This window comes from Pseudomonas arcuscaelestis, from assembly GCF_016881005.1.
GTDB classification, from domain to species: Bacteria; Pseudomonadota; Gammaproteobacteria; order Pseudomonadales; family Pseudomonadaceae; genus Aquipseudomonas; species Aquipseudomonas arcuscaelestis.
On sequence record NZ_JACOPV010000026.1, the window covers coordinates 1 to 21,277 of the forward strand.

Below are 21,277 nucleotides of genomic sequence, written 5' to 3' on the forward strand. Positions count from 1 at the left end.
CAACCACCTTTTTCACCACTGCCGATCTTTCGATCGAAGCACTTCCAGCACTACCTGAAACATCTAACTCATTGAATCTCAAGGAGTTTTCCGTTCCGACTACGCCGGAAGTGGGGCGAATTATAGACACATCCGCAGGGGCGTCAAGGACTTATTACAACTTTGTTCCAGGAGGGGCATTTTGGCTATAAGAAGCAAGCTGCACGCTACAAGAACAAACGCGAACGCCGCGCCCCTCTTGCAGCTTGCAGCTTGTTGCCCCCTTACAGACTTGGGAAGGCGAACTGCGAGGCTTCGTGGCTGGCGCGTTGCGGCCAGCGCTGGGTGATTGCCTTGCGACGGGTGTAGAAACGCACGCCGTCCGGACCGTATGCATGCAGGTCACCGAACAGAGAACGCTTCCAGCCGCCGAAGCTGTGGTAAGCCACTGGTACTGGCAGCGGGACGTTAACGCCAACCATGCCCACTTCAATTTCGTCGCAGAACAAACGCGCCGCTTCACCGTCACGGGTGAATATACAGGTACCGTTGCCGTACTCGTGTTCGTTGATCAGGCGCATTGCCTCTTCCAGGCTATCTACACGCACCACGCACAGTACTGGCCCGAAGATCTCTTCCTTATAGATGCGCATCTCGGTCGTCACGCGATCGAACAGCGTGCCGCCCAGGAAGTAACCATCTTCATTACCAGCAACACGGTAGCCACGACCGTCCACTACCAATTGAGCACCTGCGGCTACGCCGTCGTCGATGTAGCCGACAACCTTGTCACGAGCAGCGGCAGTAACCAGAGGCCCCATGTCCAGGCCACAGGTAGTGCCAGCACCAATTTTCAACGCCTTGATCTGTGGTTCCAGCTTGGCGATCAGCGCGTCGGCAACCTGGTCACCTACGCAAACTGCAACCGAGATCGCCATGCAGCGCTCGCCGCACGAACCATAAGCCGCACCCATCAGCGCACTTACGGCGTTGTCCAGGTCAGCATCCGGCATCAGCACCGCGTGGTTTTTCGCACCACCCAGCGCCTGGACGCGCTTGCCGCGCTTGGTGCCTTCGGAATAGATGTACTCGGCAATCGGAGTTGAACCAACGAAACTCAGGGCCTTGACCTCTGGCGCCTCGATCAGTGCGTCCACCGCTTCCTTGTCACCGTGCACCACGTTGAGCACGCCCTTGGGCAGACCGGCTTCTTGCAGCAGCTGGGCGATCAACAAGGTCGAGCTCGGATCGCGCTCGGATGGCTTGAGAATGAAGCAGTTGCCACACGCAATGGCCAACGGGTACATCCACAGGGGCACCATGGCCGGGAAGTTGAATGGGGTAATACCGGCGACAACACCCAGCGGCTGGAAATCGGACCACGCATCGATATTTGGGCCGACGTTGCGGCTGTACTCGCCTTTGAGCACTTCTGGCGCGGCACAGGCGAATTCGACGTTTTCAATACCGCGCTTGAGCTCACCTGCAGCATCTTCGATTGTTTTGCCGTGCTCTTCGCTAATCAGCTGGGAGATACGCGCTTCGTTCTGCTCCAGCAGTTGCTTGAAACGGAACATTACTTGGGCGCGCTTGGCAGGTGGGGTGTTGCGCCAGGCCGGGAAAGCGGCTTTGGCAGCGTCGATAGCCTGCTGCACAGTTTGCTTGCTGGCCAGAGCGACCTTGTGGATAACCTCACCAGTGGCTGGGTTGAAAACATCAGCGGTGCGCTCGTTAGCAGCTACCAACTCGCCATTGATCAAATGTTGAACAGTGCTCATGCAAAACTCCAAAAAGGGGGCGTGCCTGGACGCGAGCTCACTCGCGTCCTCTTCTTATATATAGGTATGTAGATCAGCTGACTTGGTTGATCGCTTCGCCGACTGCATCGAACAGGCGGTCCAGTTCTTCCGGCTTGCTGTTGAAGGTCGGGCCAAACTGCAGGGTATCGCCACCAAAGCGCACGTAGAACCCGGCTTGCCACAGCTTCATGGCAATTTCGTAAGGGCGCACGATGGCGTCTCCGTCACGGGCAGCAATCTGAATAGCACCTGCCAGGCCGTAGTTACGGATATCGACGATATGCTTCGCACCCTTGATGCCGTGCAGTACTTTCTCAAAATGTGGCGACAGCTCGGCGGCCGACTGCACCAGGTTTTCTTTTTCCAGCAGGTCCAGGGCAGCGAGACCGGCCGCACAGGCAACTGGATGCGCCGAGTAGGTATAGCCATGTGGGAATTCCACAGCGTATTCCGGAGTCGGCTGGTTCATGAAGGTCTGGTAAATCTCGCTGCTGGCAATCACCGCGCCCATTGGAATGGCGCCGTTGGTGACTTGCTTGGCGATGCACATCAGGTCTGGAGTCACGCCGAACGCTTCGGCGCCAGTCATGGCACCCATACGGCCAAAACCGGTAATAACTTCGTCGAAGATCAGCAGGATGTTGTGCTGATCGCAAATTTCGCGCAGACGCTTCAGGTAGCCTTTTGGTGGTGGCAGTACACCTGCGGAACCTGCGAGCGGCTCGACGATCAGCGCAGCGATGTTCGAAGCATCGTGCAGCTCGATCAGCTTGAGCATCTCATCGGCCAGGGCGATACCACCCTCCTCCGGCATACCCTTGGTGAAAGCGTTGCTTGCCAACAGGGTGTGCGGGATATGGTCGACATCCAGCAACTGACCAAACAGCTTACGGTTACCGTTGACACCACCCAGGCTGGTACCGGCGATGTTCACACCGTGATAGCCACGGGCACGACCGATCAGCTTGGTCTTGGTAGCCTGGCCTTTCAGACGCCAGTAGGCACGAACCATCTTCACTGCGGTGTCGGCGCACTCGGAGCCGGAGTTGGTGTAGAAGACGTGATTGAGGTTGCCCGGAACCAGGTCAGCGATTTTCTCGGCCAACTGAAACGACAGTGGGTGGCCGAACTGGAAAGCTGGCGCGTAATCGAGCACGCCGAGCTGACGCGACACGGCTTCTTGAATTTGTTTACGGGTGTGACCGGCGCCGCAGGTCCACAGGCCTGACAGTGCGTCGTAGATCTTGCGACCTTTGTCATCGGTCAGATAACTGCCTTCGGCAGCAACGATCAGCCGTGGATCGCGCTGAAAATTACGGTTGGCGGTGTAGGGCATCCAATGGGCGTCCAGCTTGAGCTGGCTGGCCAAACCGACAGGAGCGTTTTCAGGCAGATTCATCGGGCAAATCCTCGCAAGGCAATTGAGCAGCGACAAGTGTTGTTGCGACTAAGTTGTCATGACGATAAAGTCTAGAAAACCCAACTTTTCTAATCTTCAGATAGATGATTACTAAACAATGAGCCGACGCCCCGATCCCCTCGCTCAAGTCAGCGATTTCGACATCCGTCTGTTGAAGATCTACCGCAGTGTGGTGGAGTGCGGCGGCTTCTCAGCAGCAGAGAACGTGCTCGGCATCGGGCGCTCGGCCATCAGCCAGCAGATGAGCGATCTTGAGCAGCGCCTGGGCCTGCGCTTGTGTCAACGCGGGCGCGCCGGTTTTTCGTTGACCGAAGAAGGCCGCGAGGTTTATCAGTCGGCACTGCAACTACTCAGCGCCCTGGAGAGCTTTCGTACCGAGGTCAACGGCCTGCACCAACACTTGCGCGGTGAATTGAACATCGGCCTGACCGACAATCTTGTGACCTTGCCGCACATGCGCATTACCCACGCACTGGCGCAGTTGAAAGAACGTGGCCCGGATGTTCGTATCCAGATCCGCATGATTGCGCCCAGCCAAGTGGAACAAGGTGTTCTCGATGGCAGCCTGCATGTCGGCGTGGTGCCGCAGACCAGTCCGCTCTCCGGTCTTGAGTACCAACCGCTGTACAGCGAGCGTTCCTTACTCTATTGCGCAGTGGGTCACCCGTTGTTCTATGCCGATGACCGCCAGTTGGACGACGAACGACTCAATATTCAGGATGCCATTGCCCCGACATTCCGCTTGCCGGCCGATGTTCAGGCGCATTATCAGGCACTCCACTGCACCGCCAGCGCATCGGATCGCGAAGGCATGGCGTTCCTGATCCTGACCGGCAGCTACATTGGCTACCTGCCGGATCATTACGCCAGCTTCTGGGTGCAACAAGGCAGATTGCGCGCACTCAAGCCAAGTCAGCGTTTCTATGACTTGAGCCTGTGCTGGGTAACACGCAAAGGAAGACGACCGCACCTGGTCCTGGAAAGCTTTCTGGAAAGCCTGGCAGCTACTCGCTGAGCGCTAATACTGGTAGGTTAAACAAACAAAAGTGATACCCATTGCCTTGTCTGGAAGCGTCCATGTCCTTCGAAGTCCCTGCGCACCGTGCCACCGCCCCGGGCAAGCCCGCCGGGCGTATTCGTCAGAAGAACGAACAAGCCATCATCCAGGCCGCTGAAGACGAGTTCGCGCGTCACGGCTTCAAGGGCACCAGCATGAACACCATCGCCCTCAAGGCCGGATTGCCAAAGGCGAACCTGCATTACTATTTCACCAATAAGCTAAGCCTCTACGTAGCGGTGCTAAGCAACATCATCGAATTGTGGGACAGTACCTTCAACGCCCTGAGCGTCGAGGATGATCCAGCAACGGCGCTGAGCACCTACATTCGCACCAAGATGGAGTTCTCTAGACGCAATCCACAGGCTTCGCGCATCTTTGCCATGGAGATAATCAGTGGCGGCAAGTGCCTGAGCGACTATTTCAGCCAGGACTACCGTGAATGGTTCAAAGGTCGCGCCGCGGTGTTCCAAGCCTGGATAGATGCCGGAAAGATGGACCCGGTCGACCCGGTTCATTTGATCTTTCTGCTTTGGGGCAGTACCCAGCATTATGCTGACTTCGCTACCCAGATCTGCCAGGTCACGGGCCGTAGCCGCCTCACCAAACAAGATATGGAAGATGCCAGCAACAATCTTATCCACATCATTCTTAAAGGCTGCGGCCTGAAACTTCCCGACTGAACCTGCGTTTATGCCTTTTACCCTGCTCGACACCTGCGAGTTTCGCGAAGATATTCGCAAGAGCCGCTTCATTACCCTGGCAGCGCCCATCAGCAGCCCTGCCGAGGCCATGGCCTTCATCGACCAACACAGCGATCTGGATGCCACTCACAATTGCTGGGCCTGGAAGCTGGGTGCTCAGTATCGCAGCAGCGACGACGGCGAGCCGGGCGGTACCGCCGGACGTCCGATTCTGGCGGCCATCGAAGCCCAGGACTGTGATCAGGTGGTGGTACTGGTGATCCGCTGGTACGGCGGTATCCAACTGGGAACGGGCGGCCTTGCTCGCGCCTATGGCGGCGGAGCTAACAAGTGTCTGCAGCAAGCTGAAAAACGCCTGCTGGTAAGCCGTAGCGAAGTCAGTTGCAGTTGCAGTTTCAGTGAGTTGGCGCTGCTCAAACTGCGGGTAGCCGAAGCAGACGGCCTGGTACTGGAAGAGCACTTCACGGCCAATGGCGTTGATCTGCTGCTGGCCCTGGGCGAGGAACACATCGAATCACTGCAACGCCAATTGGCAGACTTGAGCCGAGGACGGATCTTGCTGGAAAGGCGCTGAACAATTGCCCACATTCACTGTGGGCCCGACTGTGGATAAGCTCTTAGCACTCGGCTGCGACCCTTTAACGACATGGCCTTCAGGCAATCGATCATATTTTGATCAAGCGTTGATGACAGCACTTCAACTGTCGATAAATCAGTCAGTTATCCACATATATCCACTGGTAACGGGCGCCCGCACGCGTGCCCCCCCCACATCTTGCGCTTGCTCACAGATACTGTGGAGCAAGCTGTGGATAAGCCGTGCACCCCTGCACCAATCGCTTGCTCAGCCAAGGTTTGGCTAGACTGGTTATTCTTTGACCACTGCGTTACCCATTAAAGGAGTTCTTCATGTCTTCGCAAAAAACCGCCCTGATCATCGGCGCCTCCCGCGGCCTGGGCTTTGGCTTGGTAGAACGCTTGCTCGAAGACGGCTGGGACGTGGTCGCCACCGTTCGCGACCCCGCCAAAGCCGGCAACCTGACAGCATTGGGAAAGGTTCGGGTAGAAACCCTGGAGATGAACAGCGGCACTCAACTCGATACGCTTCAACAACGTCTGCACGGTCAGACCTTCGATCTGTTGTTCGTTAATGCTGGAGTAATGGGCCCACGCGACCAGAACGCCGAGCACGCGCAATTGGCTGATGTAGGTGATCTGTTCATGACCAACGCTGTGTCCCCCATCCGCGTGGCCCAGCGCTTCGCCGCTCAATTGAACGACAGCGGCGTCCTCGCGTTCATGAGTTCGATCCTGGGCAGCATCGCCATCCCGGATGGAAGCGAAATGTGCCTGTACAAGGCCAGCAAGGCTGCACTCAACTCGATGATCAACAGTTTCGTTACCTTGAACCAGCCACAGCAGACCGTTCTGGCCATGCACCCGGGCTGGGTCAAGACCGACATGGGTGGCGAGAATGCAGAAATCGACGTGCTGACGAGCACACGCGGCATGCTCGAGCAGATCAAGGCCAACGCAGGCAAAGGCGGCCTGCATTTCATCAATTACAAGGGCGACAGCCTGATCTGGTGAGCCAGTACCTCAGAGCCCGAGAAAAGCCAGCATGATAAAGGTGGCGAACAACACGAAGTGGGTCATGCCTTCTATCGCGTTGGTTTCGCCATCGTTGAGATTGATTGCACTGACAATCAAGGTGATGGCGATCATTACCGTTTGTACCGGAGTCATGGCCATTTGAAAGGGCTGGCCGGTGTAGAGCGCCATCGCCTCCATCAGCGGGACGGTCAATATCACCGTGGAAAGTGAAGCACCCAGGGCGATATTGACGACCGACTGCATACGATTGGCCAAGGCTGCACGCAATGCGGTCAAGATCTCCGGCGCCGCAGAAATAGTTGCTACCACAATAGCCATCAATACCGGCGGTGCACCACTACCCTCCAATCCATAGTCCAATGGATGCGACATGATTTCCGCGAGCACGCCAATAATCATCACCCCGACGATCAGGATGACGATAGAGCGAACCTTGTTTACGGGAGCCTGCGATGTGTCCCGGCGCTTTTTTTGTGGATAGCTGTAGCTGAAAAAATAGCTGTGCGGCCCGACCTGCATGCGCAGGAACAATGCGTACAGCACCATCATCGCGGCAATGGTGAACCCCGAATACAGCTTCCAGTCCTCGCGCGCAATAAATTCGGGCACCACCATCGAGACGCCCATGGCAGTCATGATCATCACGCTGTAGGTACGCGCCGAATCATCGTTGTACGACTGCTCGCCGTGCTTGAGCCCTCCCATCAACGCCGCCAACCCGAGGATGCCATTAATATCGAGCATCACCGCCGAGTAGATGGTATCGCGCACCAGGGTCGGTGAAGACTGGTTACTCATCATGATCGCCAAAACCAGTACTTCGACCATCACCGCAGATAAGGTCAGAATCATGGTTCCGTAGGGGTCACCGACCTTCTCGGCCAATTGTTCAGCGTGCTGGGCCACCCGCATCGACGCGCAGATGATCGCCACCACCAGCACTAGACCCGCCAGCAGTGCAACCATGTGGCCATGTCCCAGCAACTGTTGCTGCAGCGGCCAGGCCAGAACCGCCAACAACATGGCAATCAGCAGGGGCTTTTCCTGGTTTATCAAGGCAAGCATCGTAAGCCCGTTTCAAGTGGTGTACAGCAAAGAGACTGTAGTCACTCTAGAAGGTTTGCGACAACACCCCTGCGGTCAGCTTTCTCGGCCAGGGGCTGACAACCTCTGTAGAATGCGGCCAACCGCAACTGATGAGACACAGACTTTATGTACGAATGGCTTAATGCGCTGCCCAAGGCAGAATTGCACCTGCACCTGGAAGGATCGCTGGAGCCCGAGTTGCTGTTCGCCCTGGCCGAGCGCAACAAAATCGCCCTGCCATGGAACAACGTCGAAGCCCTGCGTGCAGCCTATGCGTTCAACAACCTGCAGGAGTTTCTCGACCTCTACTACCAAGGCGCCGATGTACTGCGCACCGAGCAGGACTTCTACGACCTGACCTGGGCATACCTGCTGCGCTGCAAAGCGCAAAATGTGGTTCACACCGAACCATTCTTCGATCCGCAAACCCATACTGATCGTGGTATTCCATTCGAAGTGGTACTCAGGGGCATCAGCCAGGCACTCAAGGATGGCCAGCAGCAGCTGGATATCAGCAGCGGCCTGATCCTCAGCTTCTTGCGTCACCTGAGCGAAGAAGAAGCGCACAAGACCCTGGATCAGGCGCTGCCGTTTCGCGATGCTTTTGTCGCCGTAGGCCTGGACAGCTCGGAAATGGGGCACCCGCCGAGCAAGTTTCAGCGTGTATTCGATCGTGCCCGCAGCGAAGGCTTCCTGACGGTTGCACACGCAGGAGAAGAAGGACCACCTGAATACATCTGGGAAGCCATCGACCTGCTCAAGATCCAGCGTATCGACCATGGTGTACGCGCCATCGAAGACGAGCGCCTGATGCAGCGCATCATCGACGAGCAGATCCCGCTGACCGTATGCCCGCTCTCCAACACCAAGCTTTGTGTGTTTGATCATATGAGCCAGCACAACATTCTCGACATGCTCGAGCGCGGCGTGAAGGTCACCGTAAACTCGGACGATCCAGCGTACTTCGGTGGTTATGTCACCGAAAACTTCCATGCGTTGCATACTCATCTAGGGATGACGCAGGATCAGGCTCAACGCTTGGCGCAGAACAGCCTGGATGCACGCCTGGTTCGTCCTTGACCGATTAGGGCGACACCGACAAGCCCACTCCGATCAGGAGCGGGCTTTTCGAGTACTAGCTTACGGACTGCAGGATCACCGGTTGGGCAATTCGGTTGATCTGGCGCAAGCCCGCCGAGCTGATCTGCAATCGACGTGAAGTTTCACTCTCGCGGATCCACCCAGATTGCATGAACAGCTTTAACAGACTGGTACCCAATGCTCCGCCCAAATGTGGGCGATGGTCACTCCATTCACTGCAGCAGCGGCAACTGCTGAAGCTTTTGCGCTGATAACGCGCCAGCGCATCGATAAAAATGCCGTGACGGGCAAATTGTGTGCGCCCCTCGTAAGTTACTTCGATCTGTTGCTCCACGCCCTCCAGCCAACCAGCATCGAAAAGACGCTGATACAAGTCTGCAGCAAGCTCTCCGCCAAGGTGATCACCGCACAGGCGCGCTCTACGCATGGAAAGAGGAATACCGACATCCTCTCCTCCTGCGGCCTGTTCGCGACTGGTGACCTGAACACTGGCCAATGCTTCCACCGCCGCGCCAACTTCCGGCCCGGCGAGTCTGAAATAGCGTTTTCGTCCACGCGGCTCAAGCTTGAGCAACCCGCTGGCCGAGAGCCTTGCCAGGTGTGCGCAGGCGGAGGAAGGCGTCAGGCCAGTCAAGTCCGCCAGTTCATCGGCAGGTCGTGCCATGCCATCGATCAGTGCCCATAGCATTGCGCTGCGCTTGGGATCTGCAAGCAGGCTGGCAATCTGGCTAATACTTGTTGCTTTCATATCTCAACTCCCTGCGAGATCACATCTGAAATCGTTTGAATAACCATGTCAGCAGCATTTACTGCGAGGTTTCCGATGCCAGATCGGCTAGAAGTTGTAACGTTGACTCACCGGCAGAAATTGCCAGGGCGTTTATCAGGCAAAGTAAATTAACGGCGGTACTTTCCGGCCGATGACATGGAAACTTCTCTCGCTGGAAACGACTGCTGCATCCATTATAAGCCGCCTCAGGGAAACAATTTCCGGGCCATTGCGCGGGCAAACGGGTAAAGGCTCCATGCTCTGCCCAACCATAAGCACCGGCGACCCTAACAACTTGTAGAAAACTTCAGATACATTTGTTGTAGAACCGCACCCCATACCTGTTCGTTTAAATTCGATAACTATTGATCAAAAAAAATAATATTTAATGCCTACAACTCGCGTGCCAAAGAACTACAAATAAGCCAGAAAAAGATGTAGTCCCAGGAAATTCGCCATCTAGTTTGAAACCTTCAACTGTTCGAGCAGATTCTGACACCGTTCCCGTAGCAGGCTGCGCAGCAACTGCACCGGTTTGCCCAGTTGTGCTCGATGCGTGCACATAAGGTTCAGGGGCGCCGACTCCCCCTCCAACTGTCCCAATAGCACTTTCAAGCGTCCAGCCTGAACATCGAATGCCACGTCCAACCAGGACTTGTAGGCGATTCCAAGGCCAGCTAGGGCCCAACGACGAACGACATCGGCGTCGTCGCAAAAACGATCCCCACTGACAATCACCCCCACCTCGTTTGCACCCCGACCAAAACGCCAGTGATCATGGATGCGGCTACCCAGTTGATAAAGCAGACAGTTGTGCTGGGTGAGCTGAGCAATTTCCTTCGGCTCACCGTGAACGGCCAGGTATTCGGGCGAGGCGCAGAGCACTCGTCGGTTGTCAGGGCACAGCGGCAGCGCCACCAGGCTGGAATCTTCCGGCGCGCCATAGCGCAAGGCGATATCAGCCGCCTGGCGAAACAGATCGGCATTGCGGTCGCCTAGCAACAGGCGTACCGATAGTTTCGGGTGTTGGCGCTGCAGCTCATCAAGCCAGGGCAGCAGTACATTGCGTCCGAAGTCCGATGGCGCGGAGAGTTGCAAAACACCACTGACGTCTTCCTGCCCTCGTGCCAGCAGACGCCGTCCTTCATCCAGGCTGGCCAGCGCATTGCGTGCGTGCAGCAAAAAAGTTTCGCCTTCGGCTGTCAGGCGCAGGTTACGGGTCGAACGTGCGAGCAACCGGGCACCCAGTTGCTTTTCCAGGCGTTTGAGCGCAGCACTGGCTACCGCCGGGGACAGATCCAGCAGCCGTGCCGCAGCTGACAGGCTACCCAACTGCGCGGTGCGAACGAACAGTTGCAGGTCATCGAATCGCACGGCAAGGCCCTCTATTATCAAAAAATTATTGAAAGTATCTGTCGTTCTAGCGGCCTTTAACATGAAGTGAAAGCGTCAATCATGGCGACCAAGCATTTCCCTTCTGAGGACGCTACAGATGAAAGCCATTGCCTATTACCAGTCCCTGGACATCAGCCACCCGGACTCCCTGCAAGACATCGAGCTGCCCGCCCCCGAGCCGGGGCCACGGGACTTGCTCGTAGAAGTACGGGCCATTTCGGTCAACCCGGTGGACACCAAGGTCCGTCAGAATGCCCAGCCAGAGCCAGGCGTTGCCAAGGTACTGGGCTGGGACGTCGCAGGTGTGGTCAAGGCCGTAGGCAGTGAAGTCAGCCTGTTTCAGCCAGGGGACAAGATTTTTTACGCAGGCTCCATCGCTCGCGCCGGGGCCAACAGCGAACTCCATGTCGTCGATGAGCGCATCGTTGGCCATATGCCCAAGACCCTAGGCTTCGCAGAAGCGGCAGCTCTGCCCCTGACGGCGATCACAGCATGGGAGTTGTTGTTTGAGCGCCTGCAGATTCCAGAAGGACAAGATGACCTCGGCCAACGCCTGTTGATCGTTGGTGCGGCGGGCGGGGTGGGCTCGATCCTGACTCAACTGGCTAGCCAATTGACCGGGCTGACCGTCATCGGCAGCGCCTCTCGCCCCCAGACCCAGAACTGGGTACGTCAGTTGGGTGCCGACCACGTTGTTGACCACAGCCAACCGCTTGCTGCAGCACTCAAGGCCGAAGGTATCGAATTCGTAACCCACGTTGCCAGTCTCACCCAGACCGACCAGCATCTGGCGCAATTGGTCGAAGCCCTTGCCCCTCAAGGAAGACTTGCGCTGATCGATGACCCCAAGCAAATGGACATCGGCCTGCTTAAACGCAAGAGCCTGTCATTGCATTGGGAGTTCATGTACACCCGCTCGTTGTTTGAAACCGACGACATGATCGAACAACACAAACTGCTCAATCGGGTTGCCGATCTGATTGATGCCGGCACGCTCAAAACTACCTTGGGCGAGCACTACGGCACCATCAATGCGGCCAACCTGCGTCGCGCCCACGCCCTGCTGGAAAGCGGCGCGGCAAAGGGCAAGATTGTCCTCGAAGGGTTCTGAGCCATCGCGCCCACCCCTGCCTTGGGGTGGGCATGACCGTCAGTCCGACAACTGATCCAAGTCATTTTCCTGCAGGCAAGCAGCGCTACAATCTTCGGGCCAACGCTCACCGCAGGTATGCCACGATGATCATTCAAGTCAGCGCATCAGCCCAAAAGCCCGGCTGCCCATGGCAGGTTCGGCTGGACAAGCAGGTAGTGAACTTTCGCAGCGAGGCCGAAGCCCGCGCTTTCGTCAACACCTTGCAGGCTCGCCTGCAGGCCCCGCATACACTCAAACAGGTCGGCTGAGCTGCAAGCGGTGGGTAACCATCGACACCACCACTGCGCCCAGCCCGCATAGGCTTATGACCAGCGCCATGGGTACTGCGCTGCCATCGTGCAGTATGCCCACCAGTGCCGCTGCGCCTGCCGCTACACTGAACTGAATGCACCCGAGCAACGCTGAAGCGCTCCCTGCTCGCGCACCTTGCCCGTTCATGGCGCAGGCTGATGCATTGGGAATGATGCAACCCAGGCTGGCAATGCACACGAACAGCGGAATCAGCAGTGGCCACAACTGGGCCGGCTGCAACGCACTGATTGCAAGCAACGTCAGGCCCGCCAGCAGATAAAGCCACACCGCTCGCCTGAGCAAAAAGGCCGGACCACGCTTGGCCAGCAGTCGCGCGTTCACCTGGGCAACCAGAATGAAGCCTGCCGCATTACTACCGAACAACCAGCCATAGTGCTCAGGTGGTACCCCATAGAGTTTGATGAAAACGAAGGGGGATCCGGCGATATAGGAAAACATCCCGGCGATGGCGATCCCGCCAGTCAACGCATGCCCAACGAAGACACGATCTTTAAGCAGCCGCCCGTACTGGCGCAAGGCGCCGGAAAGTGGTTGGCGTGGCAGATTGGCCGGCAAGCTCTCAGGCAGGCCCAGGGCAACGGCGAGGGTACACAGAGCGCTGAACAAGGTCAGCGCAACAAAGATCGACTGCCAGCCATAGACATTGACCAGCACCCCTCCCAGCATAGGGGCGAGGATGGGAGCCAGGCCCATCACCAATACCAACTGGGAGAACACCTTGGCCGATGCCACGGCATCGCATTTGTCACTGACAATTGCCCGCGACAACACCATGCCGGCGCACCCGCCCAGCGCCTGGACGAATCGTGCCGCGATCAACGCCTCAAGGTTCGGGGCCAAGGCGCAGGCAATTGAGGCCAGGGTAAACAGGCAAACACCGACCAGCAGCGGAATGCGGCGGCCAAAGCGGTCAGCCACTGGCCCATAGGCCAATTGACCGATGGACAAGCCAAGGAAGTAGGCCGCCAGGGTTGTCTGGATGTGTTTTTCGTCAGTACCGAAGGCCAGCGCCATCGCCGGAAAGCCTGGCAGGTAAAAGTCGATTGCCAGAGGCCCGAACGCACTCAAGGCGCCCAGAATCAGGATGGTTCGCAGGTTCATCGGGAATCCATAGCAGGCTAAGCAAGTCTGCTAGTCTAACCGTCCTGCCAAGGTTGCGCTGCGAAGAGTTGCGCCCGCGCCGTGAACTTTTATCCACAGCGCAGGCCCGCGACCGTCAGACAGCTTCGGCCTGATAGCCTTCTTCGCGAATCACTTGCAGTATCTGCGCAGCCTGCAACGCGCTTTGCACCTTGACTTGTTTGTGGCCCAGATCGACCTCGACGATGGCCTCGGCGTCCTGAGCCTGTAGAGCACGGGTGACGGCCTTGACGCAATGACCGCAGGTCATTCCTTGTACGTTGAACACTTGCATGGGTTCTGCCTCCTGTGGGTTTTGACTGAGTTTCAAGCCTGCCACCAGGGCAAGGTCAAGTTCCTCTTGGCGCTGCCGGGCTGGAAATCATCGTCCGGGTCGGCCAAGCTGCGAGGCTGACGATTGAAGATGCAGGAGTTTCATTTCATGCGCAGGGCAGCTTTGGGCCTTTTCGGCCTGCTGAATGTATTCGGCTTGTTCGCTCAAGCCAACGCGGCAGGGCCAGCCGACTACAGCATTCTGATCATCTCCCGCGAACGGCTGGAGGTGGCAACGTCATGTGAGATTGGCGTGTATATCAACGATCAATTGGCCGGACGCGTTTTCCAGGAACAATCGACCTCATTCAACCTACCCCCAGGCGAAATCGATGTGCGCCTGCGCTACTTGCCTGGGCATGTACCGGGGTGCCAGCCAGGCATAGAGAACCAGCGCTCGAGCCGATTGAAGCTGGTGGCCGGTCAAATCAATAAATACCGGGTTGCAGCCGATCAGAATGGACTCACATTGATAAAAGCTGGCTTGGGGTATTGACCTTACCAGCGTGGAAAGGTTGAAGCTGTGGCTGGCGCAGCGGTGGCACTGTCGAGTGTCAGTGTGGTCAGCAACGCGCTGCTGTTGAAAACCTGGAAGCCTGAAACCCCAACACAGGACGACGTGCAATGAACATCGGTCAAGCCGCCCGGCGCTCCGGACTGAGCGCCAAGATGATCCGCTACTACGAGTCGATTGGCTTGCTCAAGCCGGCGCTGCGCAGCGACAGTGGCTATCGCCTCTACCAGCAAGAAGACCTGCACCAACTGGCGTTTATCAAGCGCTCGCGAGATCTGGGGTTTTCACTGGAAGAAGTCGCACGTCTGCTGACCCTGTGGCAGGACCGCCAGCGCGCCAGTGCCGACGTCAAGGCCCTGGCCAGCCAGCACATCGATGACCTGAACCGACGCATCGAAGAACTGGTAAGCCTGCGCGATACCTTGAGCGAGCTGGTCACTCATTGTCACGGCGACGATCGCCCGGACTGCCCGATCCTCAAGGATCTGGCAGCCGGGGGCAGTTGCTGTCACTGACGCACTACTGCAACCAGGGCGGAGCGGGTTCCTCGTCCTTGCTCGACCCCCGTTCGGCGTCTTCTTTGATGGCACGCCGACGGGCGTCATCAAAGCGCGCTGCGTCAATCTCGCGCATCACCCCGTCCACATCGGCACTGTGCTCGTCCAGCGCAAACTGGCCCGTAAGCTCGCTCTCCGGCAACAGTTCGCCAGCCTGGTACAGGGCCCACATTTCATGGGCATAACGGGTTTGCCGCAGTTCCGGAGCAAAGCGTCCGAAATACGCCGCCATGTTGCCGACATCGCGCTCCAGCATGCTGAATGCGTGGTTGTTACCTGCCGCATCCACCGCTTGTGGCAAGTCGATAATCACCGGTCCTTCCGGCCCAAGCAACACGTTGAACTCCGACAGGTCGCCATGCACAAGGCCAGTGCATAGCATCAGCACGATCTGCCGAATCACAAAGGCGTGGTACTCGCGCGCCTGATCCGGCTCCAGGTACACATCGTTGAGCCGAGGAGCGGCATCGCCATGCTCGTCGGCGACCAACTCCATCAGCAGTACACCGTCGAGAAAATCGTAGGGGCGTGGCACCCGCACACCCGCGTTGGCGAGTCGGAACAGAGCAGCCACCTCGGCGTTCTGCCAGGCGTCCTCAGCCTCCTTGCGTCCGTACTTGGAGCCTTTGGCCATGGCCCGGGCCTGACGGCTGTTGCGTACTTTACGCCCTTCCTGATACTCGGCCGCCTGACGGAAACTGCGCTTGTTCGCCTCTTTGTAGACCTTGGCACAGCGCAATTCCTTTCCGCAGCGCACCACGTACACGGCGGCCTCCTTGCCACTCATCAGCGGTCGAAGTACCTCATCGACCAGTCCATCTTCAACCAGTGGTTCAATGCGTTTTGGAGTCTTCATCGGCTTTTGTCGGGGGTCCTGTTCTGCCAGACACGTAATTTTTTGTAGGTTACCGGTACTGCACCGGTTTTCGCTGTTTCAAGACCGCACAGCGTTGTAACGGCAATCCGCCTGACTTGCCATTCTTTTTATGGGCGTTGACGAGGGAGTAGTCATTTCAAACGTTAGTTCCCAATGAATACCGGACTTTAACCGAGGTCGGGCTTTATTTCTGAAACAAATGGCCGATGCAGTTTGAAGCAGCCTCGTGTGTTTACAAGAAAAATTCTGGAGCGCGGATGAACATCAAACAAAAACTGACCTGGGCCTTTGCCGTTATTGCCGGTTTGCCTGTCATCCTGGTCGCCACACTGGTCGTCCTCAATTTGCGCAGCGAGGCCAAAGAAGGCTTCGTTGATGGCAGTAATCGCGAAATTCGCCAAGTGGCCAATGCCATGCAGCTGTTCTTCGAGGGCATCAGCCAGAACGTCGACTATCTGGCCGCTCAGCCGCTGATCAGCGCCAGCGGCAACGACGTCAAGAAGCACATGAGCGCCGATGCTGCGCAGATTGTGCAGAGCGAGCAAGACCAAAAGCTCTTCAATATGTTTGCAAGCCTGGCGGCCAGCCATCCGGCCTATGCCTATGTGTCCTACGGACTGAGTGACGGTGGTTATGCCTTCTGGCCGGGCGATCCAAAGATGGCCAACTATGACCCGCGCCAACGCCCGTGGTATCAGGCCGCAATGGCCAATCCGAGCAAAACCCTGCGCACCGACGCGTACTACTGGGCCAGTGACGATGCGGTGCTGGTCAGCACCGTACGCGCCGTCGCCAACCAGCTTGGCAATCCTGGCGGGGTGGTCAACATCGACGTCTCGCTCAAGCAACTGACCGAAATCATCAAGCAGATCAAACTGGGTGAAAGTGGCTACCTGATGCTGCTCGAAGACAACGGCAATGTGCTGGTCGACCCCCGCGCCCCCGCACACAACTTCAAAAACCTGGCCACCCTCGGCGATGGCTACGCGCAGCTGGCGAAGGCCGGTAAAGGGCTGGTCGAGGTCGAACTCGACGGTGAACGCTACATGGCCAATATCTGGCCCTCGGAGCAATTGGGCTGGAACTTCATCGGCCTGATCCGTCATGACGAAGTCATGCAGGGCGCCACTCAACTGACATGGATTGTGTCGATCATCGCCCTGGTGCTGGCGGGTGTCTTCGCACTGGTTGGCGCCACCTTCGCCAAACTGATCGTACGGCCTATCCACAGTGTTACCAATGGCCTGGAAGGCATCGCCCAAGGCGAAGGTGATCTGACCCGTAGCCTCGAAGTTCGGGGGCGCGATGAAACCGCGCAATTGGCCAGTTGGTTCAACCAGTTCCTGGCCGCCATCCGCAACCTGATTCAGAGCATCGGGCAGGCCGCGACTAAAATTCTTGCGACCTCCAGCAGCTCTACTCAGGTTTCCCACGACATGGCCGAAGCGGCCGGGCGTCAGCGCGAGGCGGTAGATATGGTGTCGACAGCCTTCCACGAAATGGTTGCCACCGCGAACGAGGTTGCCCGTTCTTGCAGCCAGGCCGCAGATTCGGCCGACAGCGGTCAGCAACAGGCGCGCGAAGGCCAGCAGCAGATTGACGATGCGGTGCAGAGCGTCGATCGACTGAGCCAGGAGATTCAGCAGTCAGCGCAATCGATGCAGCAGCTGGAACGTGACAGCAACGCTATTCAATCGATTCTTGGCACCATTCGTTCAATTGCCGAGCAGACCAACCTGCTGGCCCTTAACGCAGCCATCGAAGCCGCTCGGGCAGGTGAGCAAGGCCGCGGTTTTGCCGTGGTAGCCGACGAGGTTCGCGCCCTGGCCAAACGTACCGCCGACTCCACTGCCGAGATCGACGGCCTGCTCGGGAACCTGGCCAACCGCACCAGCGAAGTCGCCCAGCAAATGCACGCCAGCCTCGAGATCTCGCAACTGTCGGTCAACCGCATTGGAATGGCGCGCAGCAGTTTTGGACAGATCCGCGAGTCGGTCGACGTCATTCGCGACATGAACACCCAGATCGCCACGGCTGCCGAAGAACAGCACCAGGTGGCCGAAGACATCAATCGGCACATCAGCCAGATTCATGGTGACGCGCAATTGGTGGCGGAACTCGCCAATTCGGCGCGCCAGGACTCACAAAGCCTTGCTGGCTTGTCCAACGAACTGGATGCGCTGGTGCGCAGGTTCCGTACCTGAACCCTGTCGTGGACATAACTAAAGGCGTAGCTCGCCCGGGGTAAAGCCGAACAGGCCCTTGAAAGCTGCAATGTAGGCCGAGGTGGAGTCGTAACCGCAACCCAGTGCGGCTTCGGTGACACTCTGCCCGGCCTCCAGCGCAGTCAGAGAAGACAGTAGGCGCATGCGCTGACGCCAGCCGCGAAAGCTCAAGCCGGTTTCACGCTGGAACAAGCGCATCAAGGTTTTCTCCGAGGTATTCAGGCGTTGCGCCCATTGCCCCAGGGTTTGTCCCAGCTCTGGGTGGGCGAGCAGTTCGTTGCACACTTCAAGCAAGCGCGGGTGTTTGGGCAAGGGCAAGGAAAAGCCTACCTGCGGCAGTGCCTGCAACTGATCCAGCAACACCGCCACCAGACGCGCTTCGGCGCTATCGCCTTCGGGGTAATCCACCGGCAACAGGCAGAACTGTTTGATCAGTTCTCGCGTCAGTGGCGTGACCTCCAATACCCGGCACTGCCCTGGCGCCCAGCCAGCTTCTTCGCGGCGCACATACAGGCTGCGCATTTCCGCTTGCATCGAGGTGACCACCTCGTGCTCCACCCCAGCTGGAATCCAGATACCCCATTGAGGCGGGGCAAAGTAGCTGCCTTCGTCGGTGTAGACGCCGAGCACGCCACTGATCGCATAAGAAAACTGCACCCAGTCGTGTTGATGCCGGGGCGTCCAGGAACCTGCCCCCAGGCTTTCCGCCCGTGCATACAGTGCCCGCGGCAACCGCTCCAGTGCTGGAATCTGACGGGGTGCAGGTTGTTGTCCGTTAGTCGGCATCAGTTGGCCTTATGTCGCAAGACGGCAATTGTCAGCCGAGGGTAGCCTGTGCGCTCAACGATTACAAAATGATTCGCAGGCCCGCCTATGCAAGTGCTCAAACACCTCAAACGTGTAGTGACCGACTGGTTTCTGTGCGGCATGTTCCTCGCCACCTTTCTGGCCTGGCTGTTTCCCGACGTTGGTCGCAGTGGCGGCGCCATGCATGCCGAATCGGTGATCAATGTCGGCGTGTTCCTGGTGTTCTTCCTGCACGGCATCAACCTGTCCAGTGAACAAATTGGCCACGGCCTGAAAAACGGCCGTCTGCACCTGATGGTGCAGGGATTCACCTTCATCGTTTTCCCAGCACTCTGGTGGCTGGCAAACAAGCTGCTTGGCAGTCACGTTCCAGCGCTGTTGATGCTCGGCTTTTTCTACCTGTGCGCCCTGCCCTCGACCATCTCATCCTCAGTTGCCTTGACCGGTAGCGCCGGGGGTAACGTTCCGGCGGCGATTCTCAACGCCAGCCTCTCCAGCGTCCTGGGTATATTCATCACGCCATGGCTGGTCAACCTGGTGGTTGGCACCGGCAGCAATGGCATTGACCTGGGTGCCACGCTGCTGGACCTCTGTGCGCTGCTGTTGGCGCCGCTGGTACTCGGGCAACTCCTGCGTCCCTGGCTGGGCCGCTTCTTCGCTCGGCATAAGCGTTACACCAACATCATGGACAAGGTGGTGATCCTGCTGCTGGTCTATGCGGCGTTCTGCAATTCGATGGTCTCGGGCATGTGGCAGCAACAAGGCGGTTCGGTACTGATCACCGCACTGGTGGGTAGTGCGCTATTGCTGGCACTCGTGCTCTGGTTGACCACGCGCACAGCCCGGGCGCTGCACTTGAACCCGGCCGACGAGATTGCTGCTGTGTTCTGCGCCAGCAAGAAATCCCTGGCCGCCGGCGCACCAATGGCTGCGTTGATCTTCGGTGCGCATCCCGGGTTGGGGCTGATCCTGCTGCCCATCATGATCTACCATCCGCTCCAGCTGATCGTCTGTTCGATCATGGCCGAGCACTACGCCACTCGCCCTGCTCCGCTCGCTTCAGCCGGCCTGGTCAACGCTCAATGATCGCCGTTACGCCCTGACCACCTGCGGCGCAGATCGAAATCAGGCCACGGCCCTTGCCGGTCGTGGCCAGCAGCTTGGCCATGTTGGCCAGGATGCGCCCCCCGGTTGCAGCAAACGGGTGCCCCGCAGCCAATGAACTGCCTTTGACATTGAGCTTGCTGCGATCAATCGCGCCTAGCGGCTCATTCAATCCCAAGCGCTGCCGACAGTATTCGGGATCTTCCCAGGCGTTGAGCGTACACAGCACCTGGGCAGCGAAAGCTTCATGGATCTCGTAGAAGTCGAAGTCCTGCAGACTCAAACCATTACGCGCCAGCATGCGTGGCACTGCGTAGGTAGGCGCCATCAGCAGCCCCTCCTGGGCTTTGACGAAGTCCACCGCGGCTGTTTCACCGTCGACCAGGTACGCCATTACATCAAGGTTGTGCTCCCGCGCCCAGTCTTCACTGGCGAGCAGAACTACCGATGCACCGTCGGTCAGTGGCGTGGAGTTGCCGGCAGTCAGGGTGCCTTTATCACCGGTCTCGAACACCGGTTTGAGGCTGGCAAGCTTGTCCAGGGTCAGGTCGGCACGCAGGTTGTCGTCGCGAGTCAGACCCAGAAAAGGGGTTAGCAGATCGTCATGCCAGCCCTGACTGAAAGCTGCTGCCATGTGTTGATGGCTGAGCAGGGCCAATTCGTCCTGGGGCAGGCGCGGGATGTGCCAGGTTTGCGCCATTAACTCACAATGCTGGCCCATGGAAAGCCCCGTGCGCGGCTCAACGTTACGAGGGATTTGCGGTTTCAAATGCCCAGGACGCAACGCGAGGAAGGCCTTGAGCTTGTCTGCCAAGGTTTTGCCGCGGTGGGCTTGCAACAAGATGTGACGCAATCCTTCGCTCACCGCGATGGGGGGATCGGAGGTGGTATCAACACCTCCGGCGATGCCGCAGTCGATCTGCCCCAAGGCAATCTTGTTGGCCACCAGCAACGCCGTTTCCAACCCCGTGCCGCAGGCCTGCTGCACGTCGTAGGCCGGTGTCTGTGCCGACAGGCGCGAACCGAGCACACACTCGCGGGTCAGGTTCATGTCTCGGGCGTGCTTGAGCACCGCGCCTGCGGCGACTTCACCCAGCTGCAGGCCATGCAAGCCAAAGCGTTCGATCAGCCCTTCAAGAGCCGCGGTAAACATTGCCTGATTGCTGGCGCGGGCATAGGCGCCATTGGAGCGTGCGAAGGGAATCCGGTTGCCGCCAATGATCGCGACTCGGCGCAATGAGCGCATGCGTAAGGTCCTCTGTTGGGCAATTAATCCTGATCAATCATGAAACGGCTGTCACCCGATAGTATCGAAGGTACAGACCACAACCAGCGTAGGTGCTTTTTTCAGG

Annotated in this window: 22 protein-coding genes and 1 pseudogene; 13 read left to right on the forward strand and 10 right to left on the reverse strand. The window is 58.0% G+C overall.

What is annotated here, in order from left to right:
- A partial coding sequence (locus H8F21_RS27855) for a hypothetical protein (protein ID WP_203585726.1) occupies nt 1-191 on the forward strand: 191 nt, incomplete at its 5' end.
- A 72-nt stretch (nt 192-263) separates the two neighbouring features.
- Here the strand turns inward: H8F21_RS27855 and H8F21_RS27860 are convergent.
- Nucleotides 264-1,757, reverse strand: a complete 1,494-nt coding sequence (locus tag H8F21_RS27860) for a CoA-acylating methylmalonate-semialdehyde dehydrogenase (RefSeq protein ID WP_136478273.1) — start codon at nt 1,755-1,757, stop codon at nt 264-266.
- A 73-nt stretch (nt 1,758-1,830) separates the two neighbouring features.
- Nucleotides 1,831-3,177 (reverse strand): omega-aminotransferase AptA, encoded by a 1,347-nt coding sequence (aptA, locus tag H8F21_RS27865; RefSeq protein ID WP_136478274.1) that lies wholly within the window; start codon nt 3,175-3,177, stop codon nt 1,831-1,833.
- Nucleotides 3,178-3,295: 118 nt separating this feature from the next.
- On the opposite strand from aptA, the gene H8F21_RS27870 reads away from it, so the two are divergent.
- From H8F21_RS27870 to H8F21_RS27885, 4 genes are all read left to right on the forward strand, one after another.
- Nucleotides 3,296-4,213, forward strand: coding sequence for a LysR family transcriptional regulator (locus H8F21_RS27870; RefSeq protein WP_203482826.1), 918 nt, complete (start codon nt 3,296-3,298; stop codon nt 4,211-4,213).
- Between the two features lie 62 nt (nt 4,214-4,275).
- Complete coding sequence (locus H8F21_RS27875) at nt 4,276-4,938, forward strand: TetR/AcrR family transcriptional regulator (RefSeq protein WP_136478276.1); 663 nt, start codon at nt 4,276-4,278, stop codon at nt 4,936-4,938.
- Nucleotides 4,939-4,948: 10 nt separating this feature from the next.
- Complete coding sequence (locus tag H8F21_RS27880) at nt 4,949-5,533, forward strand: IMPACT family protein (protein ID WP_203482828.1); 585 nt, start codon at nt 4,949-4,951, stop codon at nt 5,531-5,533.
- Nucleotides 5,534-5,868: 335 nt separating this feature from the next.
- On the forward strand, nt 5,869-6,549 hold the full coding sequence (locus H8F21_RS27885) for an SDR family oxidoreductase (protein ID WP_203482829.1): 681 nt from the start codon (nt 5,869-5,871) through the stop codon (nt 6,547-6,549).
- Between the two features lie 9 nt (nt 6,550-6,558).
- Here H8F21_RS27885 and H8F21_RS27890 read toward each other — a convergent pair whose 3' ends face one another.
- Nucleotides 6,559-7,638 (reverse strand): calcium:cation antiporter, encoded by a 1,080-nt coding sequence (locus tag H8F21_RS27890; RefSeq protein ID WP_203482830.1) that lies wholly within the window; start codon nt 7,636-7,638, stop codon nt 6,559-6,561.
- A gap of 147 nt (nt 7,639-7,785) precedes the next feature.
- On the opposite strand from H8F21_RS27890, the gene H8F21_RS27895 reads away from it, so the two are divergent.
- The gene (locus tag H8F21_RS27895; protein ID WP_203482831.1) at nt 7,786-8,739 is read left to right on the forward strand and encodes an adenosine deaminase; all 954 of its coding nucleotides are present in this window, start codon (nt 7,786-7,788) and stop codon (nt 8,737-8,739) included.
- Between the two features lie 55 nt (nt 8,740-8,794).
- Here H8F21_RS27895 and H8F21_RS27900 read toward each other — a convergent pair whose 3' ends face one another.
- Nucleotides 8,795-9,508: an ArsR/SmtB family transcription factor gene (locus H8F21_RS27900; protein WP_203482832.1), complete on the reverse strand. Its 714-nt coding sequence runs from the start codon at nt 9,506-9,508 to the stop codon at nt 8,795-8,797.
- 480 nt (nt 9,509-9,988) lie between these two features.
- Nucleotides 9,989-10,903 carry a LysR family transcriptional regulator gene (locus H8F21_RS27905; RefSeq protein WP_328824310.1) on the reverse strand — a complete coding sequence of 305 codons (915 nt, stop codon included), beginning with the start codon at nt 10,901-10,903 and terminating at the stop codon, nt 9,989-9,991.
- A gap of 118 nt (nt 10,904-11,021) precedes the next feature.
- Between H8F21_RS27905 and H8F21_RS27910 the strand changes: the two genes are divergently transcribed.
- Nucleotides 11,022-12,035 carry a zinc-binding alcohol dehydrogenase family protein gene (locus H8F21_RS27910; RefSeq protein ID WP_203478956.1) on the forward strand — a complete coding sequence of 338 codons (1,014 nt, stop codon included), beginning with the start codon at nt 11,022-11,024 and terminating at the stop codon, nt 12,033-12,035.
- Between the two features lie 125 nt (nt 12,036-12,160).
- Complete coding sequence (locus tag H8F21_RS27915) at nt 12,161-12,325, forward strand: hypothetical protein (RefSeq protein WP_168198498.1); 165 nt, start codon at nt 12,161-12,163, stop codon at nt 12,323-12,325.
- On the opposite strand, the gene H8F21_RS27920 is transcribed toward H8F21_RS27915, so the two are convergent.
- Nucleotides 12,309-13,490 carry a multidrug effflux MFS transporter gene (locus tag H8F21_RS27920; protein ID WP_203478955.1) on the reverse strand — a complete coding sequence of 394 codons (1,182 nt, stop codon included), beginning with the start codon at nt 13,488-13,490 and terminating at the stop codon, nt 12,309-12,311. The genes H8F21_RS27915 and H8F21_RS27920 overlap by 17 nt on opposite strands.
- Before the next feature lie 115 nt (nt 13,491-13,605).
- Nucleotides 13,606-13,803, reverse strand: a complete 198-nt coding sequence (locus H8F21_RS27925) for a heavy-metal-associated domain-containing protein (RefSeq protein WP_203478954.1) — start codon at nt 13,801-13,803, stop codon at nt 13,606-13,608.
- A 147-nt stretch (nt 13,804-13,950) separates the two neighbouring features.
- On the opposite strand from H8F21_RS27925, the gene H8F21_RS27930 reads away from it, so the two are divergent.
- Nucleotides 13,951-14,337, forward strand: coding sequence for a hypothetical protein (locus H8F21_RS27930; RefSeq protein ID WP_203478953.1), 387 nt, complete (start codon nt 13,951-13,953; stop codon nt 14,335-14,337).
- 128 nt (nt 14,338-14,465) lie between these two features.
- Nucleotides 14,466-14,870, forward strand: coding sequence for a Cu(I)-responsive transcriptional regulator (cueR, locus tag H8F21_RS27935; RefSeq protein ID WP_203478952.1), 405 nt, complete (start codon nt 14,466-14,468; stop codon nt 14,868-14,870).
- A gap of 4 nt (nt 14,871-14,874) precedes the next feature.
- Here cueR and H8F21_RS27940 read toward each other — a convergent pair whose 3' ends face one another.
- Nucleotides 14,875-15,768, reverse strand: a complete 894-nt coding sequence (locus H8F21_RS27940; protein ID WP_203478951.1) for a PA4780 family RIO1-like protein kinase — start codon at nt 15,766-15,768, stop codon at nt 14,875-14,877.
- Between the two features lie 278 nt (nt 15,769-16,046).
- On the opposite strand from H8F21_RS27940, the pseudogene H8F21_RS30160 reads away from it, so the two are divergent.
- Nucleotides 16,047-17,135: pseudogene (locus tag H8F21_RS30160) on the forward strand (cache domain-containing sensor histidine kinase); the annotation flags it as partial.
- Nucleotides 17,136-17,264: 129 nt separating this feature from the next.
- Nucleotides 17,265-17,993 (forward strand): methyl-accepting chemotaxis protein, encoded by a 729-nt coding sequence (locus H8F21_RS30165; protein WP_371922335.1) that lies wholly within the window; start codon nt 17,265-17,267, stop codon nt 17,991-17,993.
- Between the two features lie 18 nt (nt 17,994-18,011).
- Here H8F21_RS30165 and H8F21_RS27950 read toward each other — a convergent pair whose 3' ends face one another.
- Nucleotides 18,012-18,800, reverse strand: a complete 789-nt coding sequence (locus H8F21_RS27950; protein ID WP_203478949.1) for an AraC family transcriptional regulator — start codon at nt 18,798-18,800, stop codon at nt 18,012-18,014.
- 87 nt (nt 18,801-18,887) lie between these two features.
- On the opposite strand from H8F21_RS27950, the gene H8F21_RS27955 reads away from it, so the two are divergent.
- A complete protein-coding gene (locus H8F21_RS27955) occupies nt 18,888-19,907 on the forward strand; it encodes a bile acid:sodium symporter family protein (RefSeq protein WP_203585727.1) in 1,020 nt (339 codons plus the stop codon).
- Here H8F21_RS27955 and H8F21_RS27960 read toward each other — a convergent pair.
- Nucleotides 19,894-21,171 carry an acetyl-CoA C-acetyltransferase gene (locus tag H8F21_RS27960; RefSeq protein WP_203585728.1) on the reverse strand — a complete coding sequence of 426 codons (1,278 nt, stop codon included), beginning with the start codon at nt 21,169-21,171 and terminating at the stop codon, nt 19,894-19,896. The genes H8F21_RS27955 and H8F21_RS27960 overlap by 14 nt on opposite strands.
- Nucleotides 21,172-21,277 lie beyond the last annotated feature (106 nt).